We start from the raw sequence: 25,030 nt of genomic DNA on the forward strand, positions 1-25,030 counted from the left end.
GAGAAGCAAGGAGCCGCAATGATCGACCTCACCATCGCCGACGACGTCGCGCACGTGACGCTGAACGCGCCCGACAGGCTGAACGCCCTCGATGAGCAGGCGCTGCATGGCCTCGACAGCGCATACTCCGAAGCATCGGATGCCGGTGTGCGCGCGCTCGTGCTGCGCGGCGAGGGCCGCGCGTTCTGCGCCGGACGCGACATCTCGGGCGTCGACCCGCGGGACGACGATGTGCAGGGCTACCTGGGCGACGTCGTCACACCGCTGCTGAAGCGGATGTCGGCATTCCCCGCGCCGACGTTCGCCGTCGCGCACGGCGCGTGCCTGGGTGTCGGCCTCGGCCTGCTGATAGCCACCGACGTGGTCTACGTCGCGGAGAGCGCGAAGATCGGCTCGCCGTTCGCGGCGCTCGGCGCAACCCTCGACTCCGGTGGGCACGCCCTGTTCGCCGAGCGACTCGGTGCGCACAAGACACTCGATCTCATCTACACCGGGCGGCTCATGTCGGGTGCCGAGGCCGTGGCATCCGGACTGTTCTCGCGCGCCTTCCCCGACGACGAGGTGCGTGCTGCGACCGAGGATGCCGCCGCGGCCGCCGCACGAGGCGCGACCGCCGCGTTCCTTGCGAGCAAGCAGCTCATCGCGCGCATCCGCGACGAGCGTCTGGCACTGTGGGAATCGGTCGACATCGAGAACGCCGCGCAGGCGGCGCTGTGCGACACGGACGACTACCGCGAGGGATTCGCCGCGTTCCAGCAGAAGCGCAAGCCACAGTTCACTGGCCGCTGAGCGCCCGCGGTGCGCCGCCCCGCCGTGCGCCGCCCGCCGTACGCCGCCCGCCGTGCGCCGCCCGCCCGCTGCGGGGTCAAAAGTGCACCTGGACCGCGTGTTCGCGCTGCACTATTGACCTCGCACCGGCCATTCGGCAGTCGCAAGGTGCGAGAATGCGGTGATGATGCTCTCGGAGCTGGTCGACATCACCGAGCAGGTCGCGGCGACGTCGTCGCGGCTCGCCAAGATCGACGCGCTCGCGCTGCTGCTCGCGCGCGCCGACTCCGACGAGATCACACCGCTGGTCGGCTTGCTGCTCGCCAGACCGAGACAGGGCAGATTAGGCGTCGGATGGCGCACTCTCTCGTCGCTCGAAGCGACGCACGCGGATGCCGCAGAGCTGACGATCACGGACGTCGATCACGCGCTGGATGCCATCGCACGGGCATCCGGATCCGGCTCGACCGCCACCCGCCATGACCTGCTGACCGGGCTTGCCTCGCGTGCGACAGCGCCGGAGTGGGATCTGCTCGTGCGAGCGATGATCGGCGAGTTGCGCACGGGGGCACTCTCCGGCGTGCTGCAGGACGCGATCGCCCGCGCCGCCGACCGGCCCATCGCCGCAGTGCGCCGAGCCGCGATGCTCTCGGGTGATCTCGGTGAGACGGCGCTGATCGCCCTGACCGGCACAGCCGAAGAACTCGACGCCGTCGGCCTGCAGGTCGGCCGCCCGGTGCTGCCGATGCTCGCATCCACCGCGGCCACGCCGACCGCGGCCCTCGAGACGACGGGCGAGGCTTCCGTGGAGTACAAGCTCGACGGCGCGCGCATCCAGGTGCACCGGCGCGGCGACGAGGTCGGCGTGTACACGCGCAACCTGGCCGACATCACACATCGAGTGCCCGAGATCGTCGAGATCGTACGTGGGCTTCCAGCGCAGGACCTCATCCTCGACGGCGAGACGCTTTCACTCGACGAGGACGGCGGGCCGCGGCCGTTCCAGGAGACGATGTCGCGTTTCGGCGCGGACGTCGCGCGCGCGGTGGCGCTGCGCCCGTGGTTCTTCGACGTGCTGCACGTCGACGGCCGGGACCTCATCGACGAGCCGCTGACGGCGCGATTGCAGGAGCTCGAGCGGATCGTGGGCGAATGGCGGATGCCCGGGATCGTCACTTCCGACGCCGAAGCCGCCGAACAGCTCTCACGCGAGGCACTCGCCGCCGGACATGAGGGGGTCCTGGTGAAGTCGGTCGACTCCACGTATACGGCCGGGCGGCGCGGCAAGGCGTGGGTGAAGGTCAAGCCGGTGCTCACGTTCGACCTCGTCGTGCTCGGTGCCGAGTGGGGCTCGGGACGGCGACGCGGCTGGCTGTCGAACCTGCATCTGGGCGCTCGAGATCCGGACGGCGAGTTCGTCGAACCGGGAGGCTTCGTCATGGTCGGCAAGACGTTCAAGGGGCTCACGGACGAGCTGCTGCGCTGGCAGACCGAGACGTTCCCGGGCATCGAGACACGACGCACGGCCGGCGCCGTCTTCATGCGTCCCGAGATCGTCGTCGAGATCGCTATCGACGGCGTGCAGCGCTCACCCCGCTATCCGGGCGGGATCGCCCTGCGCTTCGCCCGGGTGAAGACCTATCGCGACGACAAGGGTGCGGCGGAGGCCGACACGATACAGACGCTCCGCACGCTGCTGCGCGGCTGAGACCTGGATGACGCCGGATGGCATGCGATTCCGGCCTGCGCGCGATGCGGCGTACGGTAGAGACATCATGTGTCGCCTGTTCGCCTTCGTCTCTCCCGAGCGCTCCACCGCGCGAAACGAGCTGCGCGGAGCCGGGCTCGAGAGCCTGCTCTCGCTCGCGCGCCTGCACGGCGACGGCTGGGGCTGGGCCGGCATCGACGCCATCGGCGCAGCACCCGAGGTGCGCAAGTCAGCGCTCTCCGCCGTGTCGGATGCTGATTTCGAGACCGCGATCGACACCCCGAGCCACGCGGCCCTGGTGCACCTGCGCTGGGCGACCGCCGGTCTGCCGGTCAACATGAACAACGCCCACCCGTTCCAGGCCGACGGCATGGCCTTCGCCCACAACGGCACGATCAAGCCGCTCGACGAGATCCGTGCGCTGTTGTCCCCCACCAGCATCGCCACGCTCAAGGGCACCACCGACAGCGAGATGTACTTCGCGCTGATCCGCGAGCAGGTCGCTCTGGGGCTGAGCGTGCACGAGGCAACGGTGCGCGTCGTGGGGAGGCTGCGCGAGCACTTCCCCGCCGCGAGCCTGAACGCCCTGCTGATCGACGGCGAGGAGCTCATCGTCGTGCACGCCAGCGCGACCAGTGTCCTCACCGCCGACGACCGGGGCCGGATGGGACCGCTGGCGGCGGAGCTGCCGTCGGCACACAACGAGGACTACTTCGCGCTGCGCTGGCGGCGCTCTGCCGACGGCACGGTCGCGGTCAGCTCCACCGGCGTCGCGGGCACAGACTGGGCGGCGCTGCCCGCCGAGTCCGTCACGGCCATCCGTCTCGACGACCGCTCGCACGAGACGATCGAGCTGGCCACCGCCACGGTCGGTCGCCGCTGACGCCTTCGCGCACGGCTAATATCGAAGGGTCCGGCCTCTTCGGCCGATGCCCGAAAAAGGGGCACGAAGCACTCCGCGCAGACGCGTGAGCGGCGAGACACATACGGATCCCTCTCCGTCCCTGTCTTGAAAGGCACCACCATGCCCACCGTCTCCGCGCACGTCGCCCTCACCATCGCCCAGCACATCGACCACGTCTTCGGCGTGATGGGAAACGGCAACGCCTACCTTCTGGACGCACTCGAGAAGCAGACGGATGCCACCTTCACCGCCGTCCGCCACGAGCAGGGCGCCGTCGTCGCGGCCGACGCGCACTTCCGGGCATCCGGTCGCATCGCGGCCGCGACGTCGACGTACGGTGCCGGGTTCACCAACACGCTGACGGCGCTGGCCGAAGCCGTGCAGGCGCACGTGCCGCTCGTCCTCATCGTCGGCGACGAGCCCACGTCCGGCCCGCGCCCGTGGGATGTCGACCAGGTCGCACTCGCATCGGCTGTGGGCGCGCGCACCTATACGACCGGTCGCGCCGATGCCGCGGCCACAACCGTCATCGCGATCGAGCACGCCCTCACCTATCGCGTCCCCGTCGTGCTCGCGATTCCCTACGATGTCGCCGCGCTCGAGGCGGGCCCGGTGCCCGAAGCACCTGCACCCCGCATCTCGGCGCCGCTCGCACCGCGGGGCGAATTCGCCGAGGGCATGCTGACCGAGATCGCCGACGCGCTCCGCACGGCGAAGCGCCCGCTCCTGCTGGCAGGGCGCGGAGCCTGGCTCGCCGGCGCCGGCGATGCGCTCGGAGAGCTCGCCGAGGCCACCGGCGCCCTCACGGCATCGACCGCTCTCGGCCGCGGTGTCTTTCCCGACACACGCTACGACCTCGGCGTGACGGGCGGATTCGGGGCCGACGGCGCCATGGCCCTCGTGCGCGAGGCCGACGTCGCGGTCGTGTTCGGAGCAGCGCTGAACCAGTTCACGATGCGCTTCGGCGAGCTGTTCGCCCCTGGAACCCGTGTGTTCCAGGTCGACGTCGCACCCGCCGCCACACACGCGCACGTGAGCGGTTTCGTGCGCGGGGATGCCCGCGTCGTGGCATCCGAACTCGTCACGCGGCTGGCCGGTCGCCAGAACTCCGGAGAACCGGCGCCCACAGGCACCGACACGCCGACCAACGGGCCCGCCGCGACACAGAGCTCCGGAGTTGCGGCGGCGCCGTGGCGCGAGAGCGTCGACGTGGCGGCCGCCCGCGCCTACGACGACGCGGACGAGTTCGCGACCGACGGGCGGCTCGATCCGCGCGCCGCGGCCCGCCGCCTCGCCGAGCTGCTGCCGACCGATCGAGTCGTCGTCTCGGACGGCGGGCACTTCATCGGCTGGGCGAACATGTACTGGCCGATCGCATCGCCGGACCGCATGATGATGGTCGGCACAGCCTTCCAGTCCATCGGACAGGGGTGGCCGAGCGTCGTCGGCGCGACCCGCGCCCGCCCGGAGTCGACGGTGGTGCTGACCTCGGGCGACGGCGGCGGGCTGATGGCGATCGCCGACCTCGAATCGGCGGTGCGCGCGGCCGCCGGCCACGGCATCGCGGTCATCTGGAACGACGCCGCCTACGGCGCCGAGGTGAACCTGTACGGTCTGAAGGGTCTCGCCGAGGGCCCGATGCTGATCCCCGAGGTCGACTTCGCGGCCTTCGCCGGTGCCGTGGGCGCCGAGGGCGTGGTCGTGCGCTCGCTCGCCGACCTCGACCGGCTGCGCGACTGGAACGACGAAGACCCCATGTCGCGCCGGTTCCTGGTGCTGGATCTGCGCATCTCCGGCAAGGTCATCGCGCCGTATCAGCAGGAGATCATCCGGGTGAACTCCTGACTTCTGACAGAGTCGCCGGTCAGCCGGCGGCGCTGTAGTCGGGCAGCTGCTGCAGCGTCCACGAGTTGCCATCGGGGTCGTCGAAGGTGACGAAGCGCCCCCAGTCCTGCTCGTCGACGCCGTTCGCCTCGACTCCGGCGTCGCGGAGCTGAGCCAGTGCAGCGTCCGCGTCCGGGACGACGACCTGGATCGAGTCCTGCTGACCCGGAGCGAGCCTGCCGCCCAGACCCTCTCCGAAGGCGATCGAACAGGCGGATCCGGGCGGGGTCATCTGCACGAAGCGCAGCCCCTCGTACGGCACGTGATCGTGGTCGGCGTTGAAGCCGATCTTCACGTAGAAGTCCTTCGCCCGATCCACATCTGAGACCGGGACGAAGATGAGCTCGATCTTCCAGTCCATCGTGCACTCCTCCTGGCAGGCGTCGGCGCCCGACTGCGGTCAACGCTACGCCGGGCCACCGACATCGCGGCTGTCAGATCCAGCCCTTGTCCTGTGCGACTCGCACGGCCTGTGCGCGGTTGGCGGCGCCGACCTTGCCGATCGCCGCCGAGAGGTGGTTGCGCACGGTGCCGGCCGAGAGGAAGACCTCGGATGCTATGGCCGGAGCACTGCGCCCGTCAGCAGCCAGCCGCAGCACCTGCTGCTCGCGCTCGCTGAGCGGATTCGCACCCTCGAACAGACTCGCCTCGGCGAGCGCGGGATCCACGACGCGAAGGCCGGCGTGCACGCGACGGACCGCGTCGGCGAGCTGCTCAGCCGGGGCATCTTTCACCACGAACCCGCTCGCTCCGGCGTCCAGCGCCGCGCGCAGATACCCGGGCCGCGCGAAGGTCGTGACGATCAGCACCCGTGTGCCCGGATGCGCGGCACGCACCCGCCTGGTCGCCTCGATGCCGTCCACGCCGGGCATCTGAATGTCCATCAGGCAGACGTCGGGCGATGTCTGCGACACCACCTGCACGGCCTCCTCGCCGTTGCCGGCGACGCCGACGACGGTCAGATCTGACTCGAGCTCAAGCAGCGCCGCGAGTGCTCCGCGCAGCATCGCCTGGTCGTCCACGATCACCAGGCTGATGTGTCCAGCATCCGTCACCACGTCACCTCCACCCGGGTGCCGCCGCCGGCTGCCGCACCGACCGTGAGCATCGCGCCGCCCGTCGTCGCACGCTCGCGCATTCCCCGCATGCCGTTGCCCTCGGAGCCGGACATGCCCCTGCCGTCGTCGGCCACCGAGAAGCCGCCCGGCGCGATGCGCACGACGACCTCGCCGGCATCCGCATGACGCAGCACGTTCGTGGTCGCCTCGCGCAGAATCCAGCTCGCCGTCAGCGACTGCGCCGGTGAGAGCGCCGATGCCTCCCCCTCGACCCTCATCGAGACGTCGGCGGCCCGCAGCGCCTCGCGGCACGAGGCGAGCTGCTCGATGAGCGCGGCGCTGCGCACACCGGCCACGGTGGCGCGAACCCCGGCGATGGCCTCTGCGGTGAGCGACTCGATGTCGGCGAGCTCGGCCTTCGCCCGCTCCGGGTCGCTGTCGATAAGGCGCCTGACCAGCTGCGCCTTCAGGCTCACCACCGTCAGCGAGTGACCGACGAGATCGTGCACGTCCCGAGCGACCGCCTCGCGCCCTTCGCTCGTCGCCAGTTCAAGCCCGAGCCTCTCGGCTTCGGCCGAGCGGATGATCAGCGTGGTCGACACCGTGTTGACCACGCCCAGCAGCGCGATGATCGCGAGGATCGACAGAAAGCGCAGCCCGTCCGGCGTCAGGAAGACCACGAGCGCGGTGATCGAGACGCTCCCCGCGAAAGTGACCCAGTGCGCGAGCCGGGTGAGGCCGTACGAGGCGAACGACATGATGAAGGGCAGAAAGCCCAGCGCCGTGCCGCCCACGCCCGGCACCGTGAGCGCCGCGCATGCGATCATGCCGCCGAACGCCACCCATTGGATCGGCTTCGGCGGCGTGGTCAGTCCGCCGCCGCCGAATCTCATGCCGTTCATGAAGCCTGCGACGTAGATGACGATGAAGGCGCCCAGGGCGATCCAGCCCGTCATGATCCATCCCTGCGCGGCATCCGATCGCAGCAGCGCCAGCACCGGGTAGATCAGGAACACGAGCCAGACGGCGGCCATGACCCAGCCGAACCGCTCCCAGGGCGAGCCTGCTCCGCGATGGGGGCTGCGCTGGGTGCCGGGCGAAGCCCACGCGGCGGGGACGGCGCCGGCGGCAGAGGCCGCCGCCGCATCCCGAGTCAGATCATCGGTCATCGTGTCGACCCTATCGGCGAGTGCGCGATCGCTTGACGCCCACGACCACGAGCACGGCGAACACCGCGAGCCAGACGATCACGTTCAGCCCCGACATCCACAGCTCGTCGGTCTGCCCGGTGGTGAGCAGGCCTTCGTTCAGCGGCCAGCGGCTCAGCGAGACGAACCCGTACAGCGGAGTGAAACGGGCGATGTCGAGCATGACGCCGTCCAGCGGGATGAACACGTTGCCGAAGAAGGCGAAGAAGGTCATCGAGATGGATGCCAGTGCCGCGGCCGTGTCGGAGTTGAAGAACAGCCCGACGCCGAGCCCGTACAGCCCGTAGATGAGCCCGATGCCGAGGATGATCCCCGCCGAGGCCCACCAGCGCCACGCGTCACTGGCCTCCGCGCCCGTGGCGAGGCCCGCCGCGAAGACGAGCAGCACGGCGAGGGCTGCGAACGCGACCGCGGTGAGCAGTTTGGTCACCGCGTAGCCGGCGGTGCCGAGCGGGGTCATGGCGAGCTGGCGCCCCCACCCCTGCTTGGCCTCGGTCGCGGCGAGCGACGTCAGCGAGCTCATCGCGACCGCCGTGCCGTATGCGGCCATCGAGACCATCACGTAGAACTTGACGTTGCCGTGGCCGGCCGACATCGCGCCGTAGTCCATGCTGGCCCCGAACAGCAGGTACATGGCCACGGGCATCCCGAGGGTGAACGCGAGCGTGTACGGGTTGCGGATCTGGCGCATCGCCTCGATGCGCATCATGGTGGGTGAGATCGACATGGTCATGATCAGTTCTCCGTGAGTGCCGTGAAGGCGGTCTCAAGGGTGGGCGCGGTGATCTCCAGATCGTGCGCACCCGCGTTCAGAAGGGCGGATGCCGCGGCATCCGAATCCAGGGCGCGAAGGCTCACGCGACCCGCGTCGATTCGCAGCTCGGCGATGCCGTCAGTGTCGGCGAGCTGCCGCAGAAGACCGTCGCGGCCGGATTCGGGAAGGGTCGCCGCGAGCGTGCGACCGCCGAGGTTCGCGCGCAGCTGCGCGGTCGGTGCGTCGGCGACGATGACGCCGCGGTGCATCACCACTGTCCGCCGGGCGAACTGCTCGGCCTCCTCGAGGTAGTGCGTGGCGAAGATGATGGTGCGTCCGGCATCGGCGTCGGCGCGCATGACGTCCCAGAAATGGCGGCGTGCGGTGACATCCATGCCTGCGGTGGGCTCGTCGAGCACGAGGATGTCCGGATCGGCGACCAGCGCGAGGGCGAATTTGACGCGCTGCTGTTCGCCGCCGGAGCACTTCGAGATGCGACGGCGGGAGATGGCCTCGAGCTCCGTGGCAGCGAGCACTTCGGGCACCCTGGCGAGCGCGTCGCGTCCGTGCAGGGAGGCGATGACCTCCACCGTCTCACGAACGGTGAGGTCCGACAGCAGCCCACCGGTCTGCAGCACGCCCGCGATCACGCCCGCCTTCGCCGCCTTCGCGGGCGCTTCGCCGAAGACCGAAAGCGTGCCGCCGCTCGGATCGGTGAGCCCGAGCAGCATGTCGAGGGTGGTCGTCTTGCCGGCCCCGTTCGGGCCGAGCAGGGCGACGACCTCACCGCGTCGGATGCTGAGATCGAGGCCGTCGACGGCCTTGACTGTCCGCTCGCCTAGGCCGAAGTGCCGCTGCAGGCCCGAGACGGCGACGGCCGTGTCGGATGCTGTGTCAGCGGATCTTGTGGAAGTCCGTGCGTCCAGTGCTGTGCTCATGCCTCCAGCCTGGCCGCGTGGGGCTCGAGAGTCCGGAGGACGATGTCATGGGATCGGCATGACAGGTGTCATGCGTCGTCGGGATCTGTGCCTGGGCGGCCCGGATGGGTGGCGCGGACGGGTGGTGCGGACGGGTGGCGCGGAAACTCATCTCAACCTCTAGTTGAAGGTTGCGGCCGAATCTTCGTTCGAATGTCGGTGGGCGCCGCTTGAATGGACTCATGACCGAAACCGTGCTCGAGCCGCCGCAGCAGCCGGAGCTGCTGAGCGACGTCGTGAGCACAATGGTCGCGCTCGATCAGACGTTGAATCAGCTGCAGGCGCTGCGATCGTCGCTGCTGGCCACAGCGCATCTGATCGCCGACGAGAATCCCGACATCGAAGATGTCCGATCGCGCGAGATGGCTCACCGCGCCGTCGCGACCGAGCTGGGCGCGGCGCTGCGCATATCCGATCGGACCATCGAGCGTCAGATGGGCGACGCGTTCGTGATGCGACGCGACTTCCCCGCGACGGCTGAGGCGTTCGAGCGTGGCGCTCTCTCCGCCGCGCACGTGCGGGTGATCACCGAGGCCGGGCTTGGCATCACGGATGCTGATCGCCGGGCGAGCTTTGAGCGGATCGTCCTCGAGAGGGCGCTGACGGAGTCGCCGAACCGGCTGCGGCCGTTCGCGAAGCAGCTGTCCGAGCGGTTCCGCGAGGTCTCGTTCCAGCAGCGCAACGATGAGGCGCGCAAGAAGCGGAGCGCGTGGGTGCGCGATCTCGAAGACGGCCAGAGCGAGTTCGGGGTCAGCGGGCCGTCCGCGATCATTCATGGGATCTTCGAGCGCGTCACACAGATGGGGTTCGCGGTGAAGACCGAGAACGACAGGGCCGCGAAGACCGCGAAGTCCACGTCTCGGGTGTCTGAGGTGTCTGGGGCGTACGAGGCGTCTGGGGTGTCTGAAGCGTCTGGGGCGTCTGAAGCGTCTGGGGCGTCCGGGGCGTCCGGGGCGCCTGGGGTGTCTGAAGCGTCTGAGGCGTCTGAGGCGTCCGGGGCGTCTGAAGCGTCTGAAGCGTCTGAAGCGTCTGAAGCGTCTGACACGTCAGCACTCGATGAGCGGACGCTGAACGAGATTCGGGCTGACCTGGTCGCCGACCTGCTGCTGACCGGCGTCCCTACCGGACATGACACGGTCGACGGGCTGCTGGGCCGGATCCAGGGTTTCATCGAAGTCACCATCCCGGTCACGGCGCTGACCGACCCGATCGACGAATCGCCTCCTGCGCAGTTGGAGGGCATCGGTCCGGTCGATCCCGAGACGGCGCGCATTCTCGCCGGAACCGCGGCAGGCTGGGATCGGGTCATGACCGATCCTGTTTCGGCTGCGGTGCTCGCAGTCGATCGGTATCGCCCCAGCGAAGAGATGCGTCGACATCTGCGGGCGCGTGATCGACGTTGTCGGTTCCCCGGATGCCGCATCACGGCGCGCAAGTGCGACGACGATCATTCCGTCGATCACGCTCTCGGGGGTGCGACCGATGTCGAGAACCTCGCCGGGAAGTGTCGACGCCATCACATGACGAAGCATCACACGCCGTGGAAGGTTCGGCAGCGCAGCGGCGGCGTGCTGGAGTGGACCAGTCCGACCGGGCGTCGTCATGTCGATCGTCCGCCCGGCGCATCCGCGCACGTCACGTTCACCGATATCGACGAGCGGGCGGCTCGCGCTGCGCCCGCGACAGGTGGGGACGCGCCGTTCTGACGTGATCCGGTGCCGACGGCGCCGCAGAGCAGTGCAGACGCGTTGCCGAGAACGTCCTGCCGATGAGTCTGGCGGGGTGAGTTCCGGAGGCGGGCTAGGCGCGGTTCTACTCCGGTAGCGGGTACTCGCTGAGGGGCGGCGGCGTAGCCAGCACTGCGACCAGAGTCCCCAGCACGAGGACTGCGCTCAGTCCAACGACGATCCTCACCGTTGCACGCCGCGCGCGCGTCGGCGGGCCGTCACGCAGCCCTACCAGCGCGGCAGACAGCAGCAGCACGAGCCAGGCCACGAGAGCGATGACGCCCATCCCGATACCGATCGACCGCTCGCTGTCATCCGAATCTGCGTACTCGATGACCGTTAGGCCCGGACCCGCCAAGGTTAGACCGGCTGCGCCGAACATGAGATTCCCGAAGAGCCCGAGAAGCGTCGCTGCGACCACGAGGGACACACTGCTGACGGTTCGCACCGCTCCATCCTGGCAGGTGATGGGCGCGTCACGCCGGCAGCAGCATCCCCTCGAGGTACGCGGCCAGTTCGTCCACGGCATCCAGCGGCAGAATCGCCGACACGTACTGGTCCGGCCGCACGACGATCACGACGCCGTCGCGCGACAGTTCGCGGGCTTCGAAGATATCGATCTCGGTCCACTTGCTCGGCCCCGCCGCGTAGACCTTCTCCCAGTCGGTGAGCTGCAGCGGACCCGATTTCGGTGTGAACAACTCCGGCGCCGAGGTGACCTCGAGCTCCTCGAAGGGCTGCTGGTAGATCGCCTTCACATCGAAGATCGCATCGGCATCGGCATCCGACGGCGTGTGCCGCGCGAACAGCGGCGCGGCTTGTGCGGCCCAGGCGTCCAGCGCCGCGCCGGTGCGATCGCCGAAGGCGTAGACCCGCCAGCGTCCGTCCGCGCGCGCGTGATGCCCGAGGTGGACGACATTGCCGTCGCACACCCTCACAACCTCCGCGGACTTGAAGCGCTTGCCGAGCGGGAAGCCCGCCGCCAGCGCCTGATGCACGTCGGTGCCGGTGATCATCGACGAGGTGTACTGCGTCATGAACCCGGAGGGGAACTCGGCCGTTCCGAGGTAGAAGGTCGCGAGCTCGTTCGGGTCGGAGATCTCCTCGGGCTTGCGCGCCATCAGGGTGGACCATTCGCGATCGAAGTCGATCAGCTGCTGCGCCACGGGCCGTCGCTCGGCCCCGTACGTCGCCAGCAGCGACTCGGGGCTGCGACCGGTGAGCACCGATCCGAGCTTCCAGCCGAGGTTGAAGCCGTCCTGCATCGACACATTCATGCCCTGGCCCGCCTTGGCGCTGTGCGTGTGGCAGGCATCCCCCGTCAGGAAGACGCGCGGCGTGCGTCCCGACCCGTCGATCACGTCGTCGAATCCGTCGGTGACGCGGTGGCCGACCTCATAGACGCTGTGCCAGGCGACGTCCTTCACATCGATCGAGTACGGATGCAGGATCTCGTTCGCCTTGCGGATGATCTCCTCGATCGGCGTCTGCCGCACACGACGGTCGTCATCCTCGGCCACTGCGCCGAGATCGATGTACATGCGGCTGAGGTACCCGCCCTCCCTCGGGATGTGCAGGATGTTCCCCGCCTCCGCGTTGATCGCGCACTTGGTGCGCCAGTCCGGGAAGTCGGTGTTCACGAGCACGTCCATCACGCCCCAGGCGTGCGCCGAGACGCCGCCGACGTGCTTTCGTCCGATGGCCTCGCGCACCCGGCTGCGCGCACCGTCGCATCCGACGACGTACTTCGCACGGATCGTGCGCTCCTCCCCCTCCCGCTCCGCGACCACGTGACGCACCCGCACCTCGACCGGATACTCGTCGCCCTCGCGGACGGTGAGCCCGAGGAACTCGATGCCGTAGTCGGGGACGATCCGCCCCGGCCCGTCGGCCGCGGCCTCGGCGAAGTAGTCGAGCACGCGCGCCTGGTTCACGATCAGGTGCGGGAACTCGCAGATGTCGTACCCGTAGTCGGCTGTGCGCGCGGTGCGCACGATGTTCTGCGGGTTCTCCGGGTCGGGCCCCCAGAAGTTCATCCACCCGATGTTGTACGCCTCGGCGATGATGCGCTCCGCGAACCCGAAAGCCTGGAACGTCTCGACACTGCGCGGCTGGATGCCATCGGCCTGCCCGAGCACGAGACGCCCGTCACGCTTCTCGATGATGCGCGTGTTCACGTGCGGATACTGCGACATCTGCGCCGCCAGCAGCATGCCGGCAGGCCCTGAGCCGACGATGAGCACGTCCATCTCATCGGGCAGGTCGGCGGGACGGTCGATGCCGAGGCCTTCGGCAGGGAGCACTCGCGGGTCGTGGGAGACGTAGCCGTGGTGGTGGAATTGCATCTTCGCTCCTTCGTGCGGGGTGGATGCTCGTCAGCATCCGCCCCTCAGGTGGTCAGGCCTTCGACAGGCCGTAGATCGGACTCTTCGCCTGCTCGGCCTCGTGCTCGGGACCGAGCGGGATGCCCGTGCGGTCGCGCAGCAGCAGCGTGGCGATCAGACCGATCACCGTCATGCCCGCGAGGTACCAGGTGATCCCGGCGGTGTCGCCGGTCGCCTGGAAGATCGCCTGCGCGATCATCGGCGAGAACGCGCCGCCGAGGATCGCGCCGATCGCGTACGAGATCGACACTCCGGAGAACCGGATGGATGCCGGGAACAGCTCGGAGTAGAGCGCCGCCTGCGGCCCGTAGGTGAAGCCGAGGCCGATCGTGAGGATCACCAGCGCCCACGTGAGCGACATGATGGTGCCGACGTTCGTCAGCGGGAACAGCAGGAAGACGCCGATCAGCTGCAGCACCCAGCCCACGATGTAGGTGGTGCGCCGGCCCAGCTTGTCGGAGATCCAGCCGCCGAACCAGGTCGAGATCAGCCAGGTGACGCCCGAGAGCGCGACGACCCAGAACACTGCAGAGGTGTCGAGCTCGATCGGACCGGGCGAAGCCGTCGCATAGCGCTGCACGTATCCGCCGGTCGTCATGTAGCCCACCGCGTTGTTGCCGGCGAAGACGAGTGCCGCGATGATCACCAGCGGCAGGTGGTGGCGCAGGAGCTGCAGGATGGGCATCTTCGACTCCTCCTTGCGCTCGGCGATCTCGGTGAACACGGGACTCTCCGAGACCGTGCGCCGCACCCAGTACCCGACGCCGATCAGCACGATCGACAGCAGGAACGGCACGCGCCAGCCCCACTCGAGGAACGCGTCGCCCGGGGCGATCTGCGCCATCAGCGCCAGCATCATGGACGCCATCAGCAGCCCGATCGGAACGCCGATCTGCGGCGAGGCGCCGAACAGTCCGCGCTTGGCGCGGGGAGCGTGCTCGACAGCCATCAGCACCGCGCCGCCCCATTCGCCGCCGGCCGAGATGCCCTGCACGACGCGCAGGAAGATCAGCAGGATCGGCGCCCACACGCCGATGACGGCGTGGGTGGGCAGCAGGCCCACAAGGGTGGTCGCGATCCCCATCAGCAGCAGCGTGATGACCAGCATCGGCCGACGGCCGATCTTGTCTCCGTAGTGACCGGCGAGGAAGGCGCCGAGCGGACGGAAGAGGAAGCTCACACCGACTGTGAAGAACGAGACGATCTGCGCGAACTCCGACCCCATCGGCTCGAAGAACAGCGTCGCGAACACGGTGGCCGCGGCGAACGCGTAGATGAAGAAGTCGTACCACTCGACCGTGGTGCCCACCACCGTGGCGAAGACCACGCGGCGGCGATCCTGCGGACTGGCGATGGTGCCGGTCGGCGTGAATCCGGGTGAACCGAGCTGATCGCTCATGATGCTCCTTGGACGTCGTTGTCATGTGTGGCGGAGGATGATGCTTGCCACGCGGTGCCATGATCATATACGATTTCAAATACGACGCACAAGACTTCGCTTTCGCCGAGAGCTTCGGCAGTGCGACCGAGCGCGAGGAGGCGCATCCGTGGCAATGCCCGTCACCCCCGGCAAGATCATCGCCGTGCACCTGAGCTACGAGTCCCGCGCGGCTCAGCGCGGCCGCAAGCCCGCGCATCCGTCGTACTTCTTCAAGCCCCTGAGCTCGCTCGCCGCATCGGGCGGCACGGTCGAGCGTCCCGCCGGCACCGAACTGCTCGCCTTCGAGGGCGAGATCGCAGTCGTGATCGGGACGCCTGCCCGATGGGTCGGCATCGATGACGCCTGGAGCCACGTCGCCGCCGTCACGGCCGCGAACGATCTGGGCCTGTACGACCTGCGCGCAGCCGACAAGGGATCCAACGTCCGCAACAAGGGCGGCGACGGCTACACCCCGCTGGGCCCCGAGCTCATCGACGCGGCGGACGTCGACCCCGAGGGCATCCGCGTCCGCACCTGGGTCAACGGCGAGCTGCGCCAGGACGACTCGAGCGCCGGGATGTTCTTCTCGCTGTCGCAGCTGGTCGCCGACCTCTCTCAGCACTTCACGCTGGAGACCGGCGATGTGATCCTCACCGGCACACCAGCAGGGTCCTCGGTCATCGTTCCCGGCGATGTCGTCGAGGTCGAGGTCGACGTACCTGCAACGGGCGCCACGTCGGGCCGCCTGACGACCACCGTCACCCAGGGCGAGCGCGCGTTCGATGAGACGATCGGATCCCTCCCCTCGGTCGACGACCTCCAGCGCACCGAGGCCTGGGGATCGCGCGAGGCCGCCGGCCTGCCGCCCGAGCCCGGACTCGACCCTGCCCTGCGGGCGAAGCTGCTCGAGGCGCCCACGGCAGGCCTGTCCAGCCAGCTCCGCAAGCGCGGCCTGCACTCCTGCTTCATCGACGGGCTGACGGCGAACATCCCCGGCACCAAGATCGTCGGCACTGCGAAGACGCTGCGCTTCGTGCCTGCCCGCGAGGACCTCTTCAAGAGCCACGGCGGCGGTTACAACGCCCAGAAGCGCGCCTTCGACGCGGTCGACGAGGGCGAGATCATCGTCATCGAGGCGCGGGGGGATGCGAGCACCGGCACGCTCGGCGACATCCTCGCGCTGCGCGCCAAGACGCGCGGAGCCGCGGGCGTCGTCACCGACGGCGGGGTCCGCGACTTCGACGCGGTCGCCGAGATCGGACTGCCCGTGTTCTCACAGGGCGCCCACCCCTCGGTGCTGGGCCGCAAGCACGTCCCGTGGGAGTTCGACGTGACGATCGGCTGCGGCGGCGCGACCGTGCAGCCCGGCGACGTCATCGTCGGCGACGGCGACGGCGTGATCGTCATTCCCGCCGCCCTCGCCGAGGAGGTCGCCGACGCCGCACTCGCCCAGGAGGACGAGGATGCCTGGATCGCCGAGCAGGTCGCCGCGGGCCATCCGGTCGACGGGCTGTTTCCGATGAACGCCGAGTGGCGCGCGAAATACGACTCCGAGGGCCGCGCATCCGGTGCACTGAGCGAGCGGAGCGAGACGAAGTGAGCACCGTCCGCGAGGGGAGCAAGTCCGAGCAGGCCTACACCTGGCTGCGCGGACGCATCTCCTCGCACGCCTATGGCCCGGGCTACCGACTGGTGCTGGGCTCCATCGCGGACGAGCTGCACATGAGCGTCGTCCCGGTGCGCGAGGCGATCCGCCGCCTCGAGGCCGAGGGCCTGGTCACCTTCCAGCGCAACGTCGGCGCGCACGTCTCACTCGTCGACGAGAGCGAGTACGCGCACACCATGCAGACCCTCGGCCTGGTCGAGGGCGCTGCCACCGCCCTGTCCGCTCCGCTGCTCGACGAGGCCGCGCTGGCGCGCGCGGAGGAGATCAATGAGCGGATGCTGCGCCTGCTCGAGCACTTCGATGCGCACCGCTTCACGCAGCTGAACCGCGACTTCCACTCGGTGCTGTTCGAGCCGTGCCCCAACCCGCACATCCTCGTTCTGGTGCACCGCGGCTGGGGTCGGCTCTCGGGCATCCGCGACACGACCTTCGCCTTCGTGCCGGGCCGTGCCACGCACTCCGTCGAGGAGCACACGCAGATCCTCGAGCTCATCCGCACCGGCGCCGATCCGCTCGAGATCGAGCTCGCCGCCCGAAACCACCGCTGGCGCACCATGGACGCGTTCCTGGACGCCCGGCATCCGCATCCCACCGAAGAAGGACGATGATGACCGACGTGTACACCCCGGCCGATCTGCCGGCGAAGATCCAGCACTACATCGATGGCGAGTTCGTCGACTCCGTCGACGGCGACACGTTCGAGGTGCTCAATCCCGTCACGAACGAGACGTACGTGCACGCCGCTGCGGGCAAGAAGGCCGACATCGACCGCGCCGTCGCCGCCGCACGTCGCGCGTTCACCGAGGGACCGTGGCCGCGGATGCTGCCGCGCGAGCGATCCCGGGTGCTGCATCGCATCGCCGACATCGTCGAGTCGCGCGACGCCCGCCTCGCCGAGCTGGAGTCCTTCGACTCCGGCCTGCCGATCACCCAGGCGCTCGGGCAGGCACGCCGCGCCGCCGAGAACTTCCGGTTCTTCGCCGACCTGATCGTCGCCCAGGCCGACGACGCGTTCAAGGTCCCCGGCAAGCAGCTCAACTACGTCAACCGCAAGCCGATCGGCGTCGCAGGCCTGATCACGCCGTGGAACACGCCGTTCATGCTCGAGTCGTGGAAGCTCGGTCCGGCACTGGCGACCGGCAACACCGTCGTCCTCAAGCCGGCCGAGTTCACCCCGCTGTCGGCGTCGCTGTGGGCAGGCATCTTCGAAGAGGCTGGACTCCCCAAGGGCGTCTTCAACCTGGTCAACGGACTCGGCGAAGACGCCGGTGACGCGCTCGTGAAGCACCCCGACGTGCCGCTGATCTCGTTCACGGGCGAGAGCAGCACCGGCCAGCTGATCTTCGGCAACGCCGCGCCGTTCCTCAAGGGCCTGTCGATGGAGCTGGGCGGCAAGAGCCCGGCGATCGTCTTCGAGGACGCCGATCTCGACCTGGCGATCGACGCCTGCATCTTCGGCGTCTTCTCCCTCAACGGCGAGCGCTGCACGGCGGGATCGCGCATCCTCGTGCAGCGCTCGGTGTACGACGAGTTCGTCGAGCGCTACGCCGCGCAGGCGAAGCGCGTGAAGGTCGGCATGCCGCACGATCCCACCACCGAGGTCGGCGCACTCGTGCATCCGGAGCACTACGACAAGGTGATGAGCTACGTCGCGCTCGGAAAGAGCGAGGGGCGCCTGGTCGCCGGCGGCGGCCGACCCGACGAGTTCCCTGAGGGCAATTTCGTGCAGCCCACCGTCTTCGCCGACGTGCCCGCCGACGCGCGCATCTTCCAGGAGGAGATCTTCGGGCCGGTCGTCGCGATCACCCCCTTCGACACGTGGGACGAGGCGCTCGAGCTCGCCAACAACACCAAGTACGGCCTGGCCGCGTACGTCTGGACCAACGACCTCAAGGGCGGGCACAACTTCGCCCAGTCCGTCGAGGCCGGCATGGTGTGGCTGAACTCGAACAACGTGCGAGACCTCCGCACCCCGTTCGGCGGCGTGAAGGCATCCGGTCTGGGACACGAGGGCGGCTACCGCTCGATCGACTTCTACACCGACCAGCAGAGCGTGCACATCACGCTCGGCGAACCGCACAACCCCACGTTCGGCAAGCAGGATCCCCCGCACCGGACCGATCTCGACGACCCGGACCCCCGCTGACCCGACGCATCAGGGACGCATACAGAGCAAGGACGCTGACATGACCGACCGCAAAGAGATGACACTGACTTCCTCCGGCTTCTTCGTGAGCCAGGAGGTGCCGATCACCTGCGACGATCCGACTCCGACCCCGACGTCGCCGGCGCCGGACATCCTCCGCTGCGCGTACATGGAGCTCGTCGTCACCGACCTCGAGCTGTCGCGGAAGTTCTACGTGGACATCCTCGGGCTGTACGTGACCGAAGAGGACGACGAGGCGATCTACCTGCGCTCCACCGAGGAGTTCATCCACCACAACCTCGTGCTGCGCAAGGGCGAGATCGCGGCGGTCGCGGCGTTCAGCTACCGGGTGCGCGCCAGCGAGGACCTCGACAAGGCCGTGGCGTTCTTCACCGAACTCGGCTGCGAGGTGCGCCGCAAGGAGGACGGCTTCGTGAAGGGCATCGGCGACTCGGTGCGCGTCATCGATCCGCTCGGCTTCCCGTACGAGTTCTTCTACCAGACCGAGCACGTCGAGCGGATGTCATGGCGCTACGACCTGCACATCCCCGGTGAGCTGGTGCGCCTGGATCACTTCAACCAGATCACCCCTGATGTGCCGCGCGCGGTGAAGTACATGCAGGACCTCGGCTTCCGCGTCACGGAGGACATCCAGGACGAGCAGGGCACGGTCTACGCCGCGTGGATGCGTCGCAAGCCCACCGTGCACGACACCGCGATGACCGGCGGCGACGGCCCGCGCATGCACCACGTCTGCTTCGCGACGCACGAGAAGCACAACATCCTCGCCATCTGCGACAAGCTGGGGGCGCTCCGCCGCTCGGATGCCATCGAGCGCGGTCCTGGCCGCCACGGCGTATCGAACGCGTTCTACCTGTACCTGCGCGATCCGGACGGCCACCGCGTCGAGATCTACACGCAGGACTACTACACCGGTGACCCGGACAACCCGGTCGTCACCTGGGACGTGCACGACAATCAGCGCCGCGACTGGTGGGGCAACCCGGTCGTGCCGTCCTGGTACACCGACGGTTCGCTGGTGCTCGACCTGGACGGCAATCCGCAGCCCGTCGTCGCTCGCACCGACTCGAGCGAGATGGCGGTGACCATCGGCGCCGACGGCTTCTCGTACACCCGTCCGGAGGAGGGCGAGGAGTCGATGCCGGAGTGGAAGCAGGGCGAGTACAAGCTGGGTCACCAGCTGTGACCCTGCCCGCCGAGACGATCGCGCAGCTCGCCGCCGAACTGGCGGAGGCCGAGCGGACCCGCGGCGTGATGCCGCGCATCACCGCTCGGTACCCGGATGCCACGATCGAGGACTCCTACGCCATCCAGGGTGTCTGGCGCGACTCGCAGCTCGCTGCGGGCCGCCGCCTGGTGGGGCGCAAGATCGGTCTGACCTCGAAGGCGATGCAGCAGGCGACGGGGATCACCGAGCCGGACTACGGCGTGATGTTCGACGACACCGTCTACGAGTCCGGCGCCGACATCCCGTTCGATCACTTCTCGAACGTGCGCATCGAGGTCGAGCTGGCGTTCGTGCTGAAGGCTTCACTCGAGGGCCCGGATTGCACGCTTGAGGACGCCCTCGCCGCGATCGACTACGCGGTTCCCGCGCTCGAGGTGCTCAACTCGCACATCGAGCTGGAGGGCCGCACGATCGTCGACACGATCAGCGACAACGCCGCGTATGGCGCCATGGTCCTCGGCGATGTGCGCATGCGCCCGGACGAGATCGACCTGCGCTGGGTTCCCGGAGTGCTCTCGCGCAACGGGCAGATCGAAGAGACCGGTGTCGCTGCCGGCGTGCTCGGGCATCCCGCGACCGGGGTCGCCTGGCTGGCGAACAAGTTCCACCAGCACGGGCAGCGACTGGAGGCCGGCGAGATCATCCTGGCAGGATCGTTCACACGGCCGATGTGGGTCGAGCGCGGCGATGAGGTGCTGTGCGACTACCGCGAGATGGGGACCATCAGATGTCGTTTCGTGTAGAGCCGGCTCCGTCGTTCCGCGAGTGCCTGACCGCCGCCGATCGCCCGCTGATCGGCGCCTGGATCTGCTCTGGCAGTCCCATCGCCGCGGAGATCGTCGCGGGCTCCGGTCTCGACTGGACCCTCATCGACGGCGAGCACAGTCCGATCGGACTGGAGTCGATCCTCGCGCTGCTGCAGGCCGTCGCCCCGTATCCGATCACCCCGCTGGTGCGGGTTCCGTCGGCGCACCCGGCATGGATCAAGCAGGTGCTCGACGTCGGAGCGCAGAACCTGCTGGTGCCGATGGTCGATTCCGCGACGGATGCCGAGGCCGCGGTCGCGGCCACCAGGTACCCGCCCCGTGGCATCCGCGGTGTGGGCAGCGCGCTCGCGCGCGCCGGGCAGTTCAATCGCATCGAGGACTACCTGCAGCGCGCGCACGAGATCACTTCGCTGAGCGTGCAGATCGAGTCGGATGCCGCGGTGCAGAACGCCCGCGCGATCGCCGAGGTCGACGGAGTGGACGCGGTCTTCATCGGCCCCAGCGACCTGGCAGCCTCCATGGGACTGCTCGGTCAGCAGGAGCACCCGGACGTGGTCGCCGCTGTCGAGCGGACCATCGCCGAGGTGCGCTCCACCGGCAAACCGGTCGGGGTGAACGCCTTCAATCCGGCGACCGCACGGCGCTACATCGACGCCGGCGCGTCGTTCGCGCTCGTCGCCGCCGACGTGTCGATCCTCGCGCGCGCCACCGAGAAGCTCGCGGCCGACTGGATCCCCGACGCCGACAACACGGAGCGCGCCGGCTACTGATCGCTGCTGCCACAGCTCCAGAGAGCAGGGCTCAGACCGCGCTGATCCGCCACGCGGCGGAGTGCGCGTCGCCCGGCGCGAGCGTGATGAGGTCGACGCCCGAGTTGAAGGCATCCGGCGGGCAGGTCATCGGTTCGACGGCGAGCCCGATCCTGTGCGTGGCGTCGACGCCCGGAGTGTCTGCTGTGTGAATCTGCACCCACGGGCAGCGCTCGTCCCAGCTGATCGCGACGCCGGTGCCATCGGAGTCGGTCACGGTCACCTCGGTGAGTCCGCCGTCCTGCGAGAGATCAGTGAACGCGTGGTCGATGAACACGTCGCCGATGGCGTGCGCCGCGCGGAAGTCCCACTCCGCGTGCGCGTCGACGCTCTCCACCGCGACCGGGCTCAGCCGGTCCTCGGTGACCGTCAGCACCTCGGATGCCGGCAGCGAGAGCGTCCAGTCGTCGACGCGGCCGGGCCCCGCCACCAGGTACGGGTGCGGGCCGGTGCCCCAGGGCGCAGCATCCGATCCGAGATTGCGGGCGGTGACGGTCTGCGTGAGTCCGTCATCGGCGACACGGTACTCGACCTCGACCTCGACGCGGAACGGATAGCCCGCCTGCGGCTCGATCACCGCGACCATCACGGCGCGGTCCTCTGAGACGGACCGGTCGGCGAACTCCGCCCACGCCAGCAGGCCGTGCAGGGCGTGCCCCCTTTCGGGTTCGGTGAGCGCGAGCTGGTGCTCGGCGCCCCCGAAGCGGTGGCGACCGTCGACGATGCGGTTCGGCCAGGGCGCCAGCGTCGCGCCGCGATATGCGGGCCGCACCTGATCGGCGTCGAACGGGACGACCAGGTCGCGCTGCTCGTGCCGCAGCACCCGCAGTGTCGCTCCGACGCTGGCGATCACCGCCTGATAGCCGTTGTGGGAAAGGGTGATCTGCCGTCCGGAGCGAGGTGTCTTCATCGACTCGAAGTCTACGCTCGCGGCGTCCCGGCACGGGCACCGCGCATGCGAGGATTGCGTGATGCTCAGCGCGATGCAGGACCGAGGGTTCCGATGGTTCTTCGTCGCACGCGCGATCACGCTGGTCACCGGTTCGATGTCGTCGATCGCGCTCGCGTTCGCCGTGCTGCAGGTCGACAATGAAGCGAGCTCCCTCTCCTACGTGCTCGCCGCGTTCACCATCGCGAACATCGTGTTCGTGCTGTTCGGCGGCGTGGTCGCCGACCGCCTTCCGCGTGCGCTGATCATCCAGAGCTGTTACGTGCTCGACATCCTCTCGATGGGCGCCGTCGCCGTTCTGCTGTTCACCCACACCGCAACGATTCCGCTTCTTGTCGCGCTCGCTGCCGTGAACGGGGCATCCACGGCGTTCGTGCTGCCCGCGATGCAGGGGATCATCCCGCAGCTGACCCGACCGGAGAACCTGCAGCAGGCCAACGCGATGCTGTCGTTCGTCCGCTCGGCGGTCACCATCGGCGGGCCGGTGATCGCGGGCATCCTGGTCACCACGGCGGGACCGGCGTGGGCGATGGTGGTGCAGGTCGTCGGATGGATGGCCGCGATTCCGATCCTCGCCATGGTGAAGCTGCCGCCTCCCGTCGGCGACGGACGGTTCTCTCTGTTCGCCGACCTGCGCACCGGGTGGACCGAGTTCTGGAGCCGCTCGTGGCTGGTCGCGGTCGTGCTCGCCTTCATGGTCATGAACGCGATCCACGTCGGCGCATGGGGAGTCGTCGGCCCGTACATCGCCAAGAACGACGAGCGCCTTGGCATCGCCGGATGGGGCTGGGTGGTCAGCGCCGAGGGCGTCGGCGTGCTGCTGATGACGCTCGTGCTGATGTGGGTCCCGCTCAAGCGCCCTCTTCGCATGGGCATGATCGGCATCAGTCTGTTCGCGATCCCGCTGACCATGCTCGGGCTTAATCCGGCCGTCGTCCTCGTCGCCATTGCGGCCTTCCTCGCCGGCGCGGGCGCCGAGGTCTTCAGCACGGGCTGGAACGTCGCGATGATGGAGAACATCTCCACCGAGAAACTCAGCCGCGTCTCGAGCTACGACATGCTGGGGAGCTTCGTCGTCATGCCGATCGGCACCCTCGTCTACGGCTGGCTGATCACCCGCGCGGACCCGGCCGTCGTGCTGACGACCTCGGGGATCGTCTACGCCGCCATCGCGCTCGCCACGCTGTTCGTGCCCAGCGTCTGGAAGATGGGACGCGTCCAGGCGGCGACCGCACGGAGCTGAGTCCCTCCGCCGCATAGCCATTTCACGGCTCAGGCTTTGGCATCGCACAGCGCGGGCGAGCACACTGGAGTCATGACCTTCGAGACCCTCCGATCGCTCGCCGACCGCGCCGCCCTCGCCACGGCTCTCCGCCAGGATCAGCTCATCGCCGCCGTCGATGCACTGGGCGAGCACCGCTGGGAGGTTGACCTGTCAGCCGGGCTCCTCACGTTCGCGGCCGAGGCCGATCCGTCGCGCACGCTGCAGGGGAAGCCGCACCTCATCGCATCGATCGCGCCGGGTCCGCGGTCTCTGATGTGGGCATGGGCACTGCCCGAGAAGCATGACTCGACGACTGCGGAGAAGCTGCGCGCGTACGGCGAGCAGCACGGCATCGCCGAGCTCACCGACGGAGAGGTGCCCTTCGGCGACGACACCGGCGGAGAGCACGACCAGTGGCTCGTGGATCTCGCCCACGTGGTCGGTGGCGCGACCGCCGAGATCGCAGGACTCTCGCCCTACTACGTGGCGCAGGTCGGCGAATCGCGTGCGGTGATGCAGGTGGACGTCCCGCTGCCCGCGCTGACCGTGAGCGCTGCCGTCACGGCCCTGCCGCGTGCGCTGTCGGGCCTCGAGATGCGCGACCCTCGCGCCTCGGTCTGGGATCTCTCGCGCCTCGCCGGATGGAGGCTCGAGTGGGTCGACGAGGCCTTCTCGGCCGCGGTGGTGTCGGATGCCACGGGCACCGCGACCTTCCGGTTCGACGAGCAGGCCCGCATCGCCGGCATCGAGAGCACGCTCACCGGCGCCTGACCGCATCTCCGCGCCCGACGCTCCGTCTGTCGCCTCGCGCCGACGTGTGCGAATCTTGACGCATGCGAAATGCGATCGTCCGCTTCGGCGCCCTCTACGTCTTCAACGCGATCGTGCTCCTGCTGGTGGGCATGCTGCTGCCGAACGTGAGCGTCGGATGGCACGCTCTCTGGGCATCCGTCATCCTCACGGCGGCCGCGCTGCTGATTAAGCCGCTGCTCACCAAGGCCTTCCGCAAGGGCACCGCGAAGTCGGCCGCCGACCGCACCAGGCTGGGCGAGAAGGTCGTGCAGTACGGCAGCGTCTTCCTCGTCGAGCTGATCATCTGGGTGCTGACGGTGGTGTTCAGCGGCGTGCGGGTCAGCGGAGTGCTCTGGGGCTGGGTGCTGCCGCCGGTGCTGCTGCTCATCGGCTGGATGATCTACGACCGCGTCGACGATCGACTGCGCGCCAAGGCAGGCGAGATCTATGACGCTGCGTCGGCGAAGATCGGCCGGTCCTCGGCATCCGGCCGCTCTGCGACGACCGCCCCGTCGCCCGCCGCCGAGGCGGGCCGCGACGAGCTCGAGGACGGTCTGACCCCCGAGCAGCGTCGCATGCTCGACGAGCTCTGACGA

At 68.9% G+C, this 25,030-nt stretch carries 23 protein-coding genes; 14 read left to right on the top strand and 9 right to left on the bottom strand.

All coding sequences use genetic code 11. From position 1 onward, the window contains the following. Positions 1-18: 18 nt before the first annotated feature. The 4 genes from ACQUSX_RS05665 (at position 19) to ACQUSX_RS05680 (ending at position 5,225) form a co-directional block, all read left to right on the top strand. Complete coding sequence (locus ACQUSX_RS05665) at positions 19-789, top strand: enoyl-CoA hydratase/isomerase family protein (protein WP_428905984.1); 771 nt, start codon at positions 19-21, stop codon at positions 787-789. Positions 790-952: 163 nt separating this feature from the next. Then, positions 953-2,476 carry an ATP-dependent DNA ligase gene (locus ACQUSX_RS05670; protein WP_428905985.1) on the top strand — a complete coding sequence of 508 codons (1,524 nt, stop codon included), beginning with the start codon at positions 953-955 and terminating at the stop codon, positions 2,474-2,476. Between the two features lie 67 nt (positions 2,477-2,543). Beyond that, positions 2,544-3,359: a class II glutamine amidotransferase gene (locus ACQUSX_RS05675; protein ID WP_428905986.1), complete on the top strand. Its 816-nt coding sequence runs from the start codon at positions 2,544-2,546 to the stop codon at positions 3,357-3,359. A 141-nt stretch (positions 3,360-3,500) separates the two neighbouring features. Continuing rightward, the gene (locus ACQUSX_RS05680; RefSeq protein WP_428905987.1) at positions 3,501-5,225 is read left to right on the top strand and encodes a thiamine pyrophosphate-binding protein; all 1,725 of its coding nucleotides are present in this window, start codon (positions 3,501-3,503) and stop codon (positions 5,223-5,225) included. Positions 5,226-5,244: 19 nt separating this feature from the next. On the opposite strand, the gene ACQUSX_RS05685 is transcribed toward ACQUSX_RS05680, so the two are convergent. The 5 genes from ACQUSX_RS05685 to ACQUSX_RS05705 all read right to left on the bottom strand — a co-directional run bounded on the left by ACQUSX_RS05685 (position 5,245) and on the right by ACQUSX_RS05705 (position 9,222). Next, positions 5,245-5,625, bottom strand: a complete 381-nt coding sequence (locus ACQUSX_RS05685) for a VOC family protein (protein ID WP_428905988.1) — start codon at positions 5,623-5,625, stop codon at positions 5,245-5,247. 73 nt (positions 5,626-5,698) lie between these two features. After that, positions 5,699-6,319, bottom strand: coding sequence for a response regulator (locus ACQUSX_RS05690; RefSeq protein ID WP_428905989.1), 621 nt, complete (start codon positions 6,317-6,319; stop codon positions 5,699-5,701). Beyond that, on the bottom strand, positions 6,316-7,491 hold the full coding sequence (locus ACQUSX_RS05695) for a sensor histidine kinase (protein ID WP_428905990.1): 1,176 nt from the start codon (positions 7,489-7,491) through the stop codon (positions 6,316-6,318). Before ACQUSX_RS05695 ends, ACQUSX_RS05690 begins: the two co-directional genes overlap by 4 nt. Positions 7,492-7,501: 10 nt before the next feature. Next, complete coding sequence (locus ACQUSX_RS05700; RefSeq protein ID WP_428905991.1) at positions 7,502-8,263, bottom strand: ABC transporter permease; 762 nt, start codon at positions 8,261-8,263, stop codon at positions 7,502-7,504. A 2-nt stretch (positions 8,264-8,265) separates the two neighbouring features. Continuing rightward, a complete protein-coding gene (locus ACQUSX_RS05705; RefSeq protein ID WP_428905992.1) occupies positions 8,266-9,222 on the bottom strand; it encodes an ABC transporter ATP-binding protein in 957 nt (318 codons plus the stop codon). Positions 9,223-9,443: 221 nt separating this feature from the next. Between ACQUSX_RS05705 and ACQUSX_RS05710 the strand changes: the two genes are divergently transcribed. Next, positions 9,444-10,967 (top strand): HNH endonuclease signature motif containing protein, encoded by a 1,524-nt coding sequence (locus ACQUSX_RS05710; protein ID WP_428905993.1) that lies wholly within the window; start codon positions 9,444-9,446, stop codon positions 10,965-10,967. A gap of 106 nt (positions 10,968-11,073) precedes the next feature. Here the strand turns inward: ACQUSX_RS05710 and ACQUSX_RS05715 are convergent, their stop codons facing one another. Genes ACQUSX_RS05715 through ACQUSX_RS05725 form a run of 3 tightly spaced genes read right to left on the bottom strand, consistent with a single transcriptional unit; the run spans position 11,074 to position 14,771 of the window. Beyond that, positions 11,074-11,436: a hypothetical protein gene (locus tag ACQUSX_RS05715; RefSeq protein ID WP_428905994.1), complete on the bottom strand. Its 363-nt coding sequence runs from the start codon at positions 11,434-11,436 to the stop codon at positions 11,074-11,076. A gap of 28 nt (positions 11,437-11,464) precedes the next feature. Next, a complete protein-coding gene (locus ACQUSX_RS05720) occupies positions 11,465-13,333 on the bottom strand; it encodes an FAD-dependent monooxygenase (protein ID WP_428905995.1) in 1,869 nt (622 codons plus the stop codon). A gap of 52 nt (positions 13,334-13,385) precedes the next feature. Beyond that, complete coding sequence (locus tag ACQUSX_RS05725; protein ID WP_428905996.1) at positions 13,386-14,771, bottom strand: MFS transporter; 1,386 nt, start codon at positions 14,769-14,771, stop codon at positions 13,386-13,388. Positions 14,772-14,925: 154 nt separating this feature from the next. On the opposite strand from ACQUSX_RS05725, the gene ACQUSX_RS05730 reads away from it, so the two are divergent. The 6 genes from ACQUSX_RS05730 to ACQUSX_RS05755 are packed head-to-tail and all read left to right on the top strand — an operon-like array spanning position 14,926 to position 21,390. After that, positions 14,926-16,392, top strand: a complete 1,467-nt coding sequence (locus ACQUSX_RS05730; protein WP_428907596.1) for a fumarylacetoacetate hydrolase family protein — start codon at positions 14,926-14,928, stop codon at positions 16,390-16,392. After that, positions 16,389-17,066: a GntR family transcriptional regulator gene (locus ACQUSX_RS05735; protein ID WP_428905997.1), complete on the top strand. Its 678-nt coding sequence runs from the start codon at positions 16,389-16,391 to the stop codon at positions 17,064-17,066. The genes ACQUSX_RS05730 and ACQUSX_RS05735 overlap by 4 nt, the downstream gene beginning before the upstream one ends. Continuing rightward, positions 17,066-18,604 carry a 5-carboxymethyl-2-hydroxymuconate semialdehyde dehydrogenase gene (gene hpaE / locus ACQUSX_RS05740; RefSeq protein ID WP_428907597.1) on the top strand — a complete coding sequence of 513 codons (1,539 nt, stop codon included), beginning with the start codon at positions 17,066-17,068 and terminating at the stop codon, positions 18,602-18,604. The genes ACQUSX_RS05735 and hpaE overlap by 1 nt, the downstream gene beginning before the upstream one ends. Positions 18,605-18,644: 40 nt before the next feature. Next, positions 18,645-19,811, top strand: a complete 1,167-nt coding sequence (gene hpaD / locus ACQUSX_RS05745; protein ID WP_428905998.1) for a 3,4-dihydroxyphenylacetate 2,3-dioxygenase — start codon at positions 18,645-18,647, stop codon at positions 19,809-19,811. 2 nt (positions 19,812-19,813) lie between these two features. Beyond that, the gene (locus ACQUSX_RS05750) at positions 19,814-20,596 is read left to right on the top strand and encodes a fumarylacetoacetate hydrolase family protein (RefSeq protein WP_428907598.1); all 783 of its coding nucleotides are present in this window, start codon (positions 19,814-19,816) and stop codon (positions 20,594-20,596) included. Continuing rightward, a complete protein-coding gene (locus ACQUSX_RS05755) occupies positions 20,581-21,390 on the top strand; it encodes an HpcH/HpaI aldolase family protein (protein WP_428905999.1) in 810 nt (269 codons plus the stop codon). The genes ACQUSX_RS05750 and ACQUSX_RS05755 overlap by 16 nt, the downstream gene beginning before the upstream one ends. Before the next feature lie 31 nt (positions 21,391-21,421). Here the strand turns inward: ACQUSX_RS05755 and ACQUSX_RS05760 are convergent, their stop codons facing one another. Then, a complete protein-coding gene (locus ACQUSX_RS05760; RefSeq protein ID WP_428906000.1) occupies positions 21,422-22,339 on the bottom strand; it encodes an aldose 1-epimerase family protein in 918 nt (305 codons plus the stop codon). 61 nt (positions 22,340-22,400) lie between these two features. Between ACQUSX_RS05760 and ACQUSX_RS05765 the strand changes: the two genes are divergently transcribed. The 3 genes from ACQUSX_RS05765 to ACQUSX_RS05775 all read left to right on the top strand — a co-directional run bounded on the left by ACQUSX_RS05765 (position 22,401) and on the right by ACQUSX_RS05775 (position 25,027). After that, positions 22,401-23,621 carry an MFS transporter gene (locus ACQUSX_RS05765; protein ID WP_428906001.1) on the top strand — a complete coding sequence of 407 codons (1,221 nt, stop codon included), beginning with the start codon at positions 22,401-22,403 and terminating at the stop codon, positions 23,619-23,621. Positions 23,622-23,693: 72 nt separating this feature from the next. Continuing rightward, a complete protein-coding gene (locus tag ACQUSX_RS05770) occupies positions 23,694-24,413 on the top strand; it encodes a DUF6882 domain-containing protein (RefSeq protein ID WP_428906002.1) in 720 nt (239 codons plus the stop codon). 62 nt (positions 24,414-24,475) lie between these two features. Next, the gene (locus ACQUSX_RS05775) at positions 24,476-25,027 is read left to right on the top strand and encodes a phage holin family protein (protein WP_428906003.1); all 552 of its coding nucleotides are present in this window, start codon (positions 24,476-24,478) and stop codon (positions 25,025-25,027) included. Positions 25,028-25,030: the final 3 nt, after the last annotated feature.

The sequence above is a fragment of the Microbacterium alcoholitolerans genome (assembly GCF_050408615.1).
Classification (GTDB): domain Bacteria; phylum Actinomycetota; class Actinomycetes; order Actinomycetales; family Microbacteriaceae; genus Microbacterium.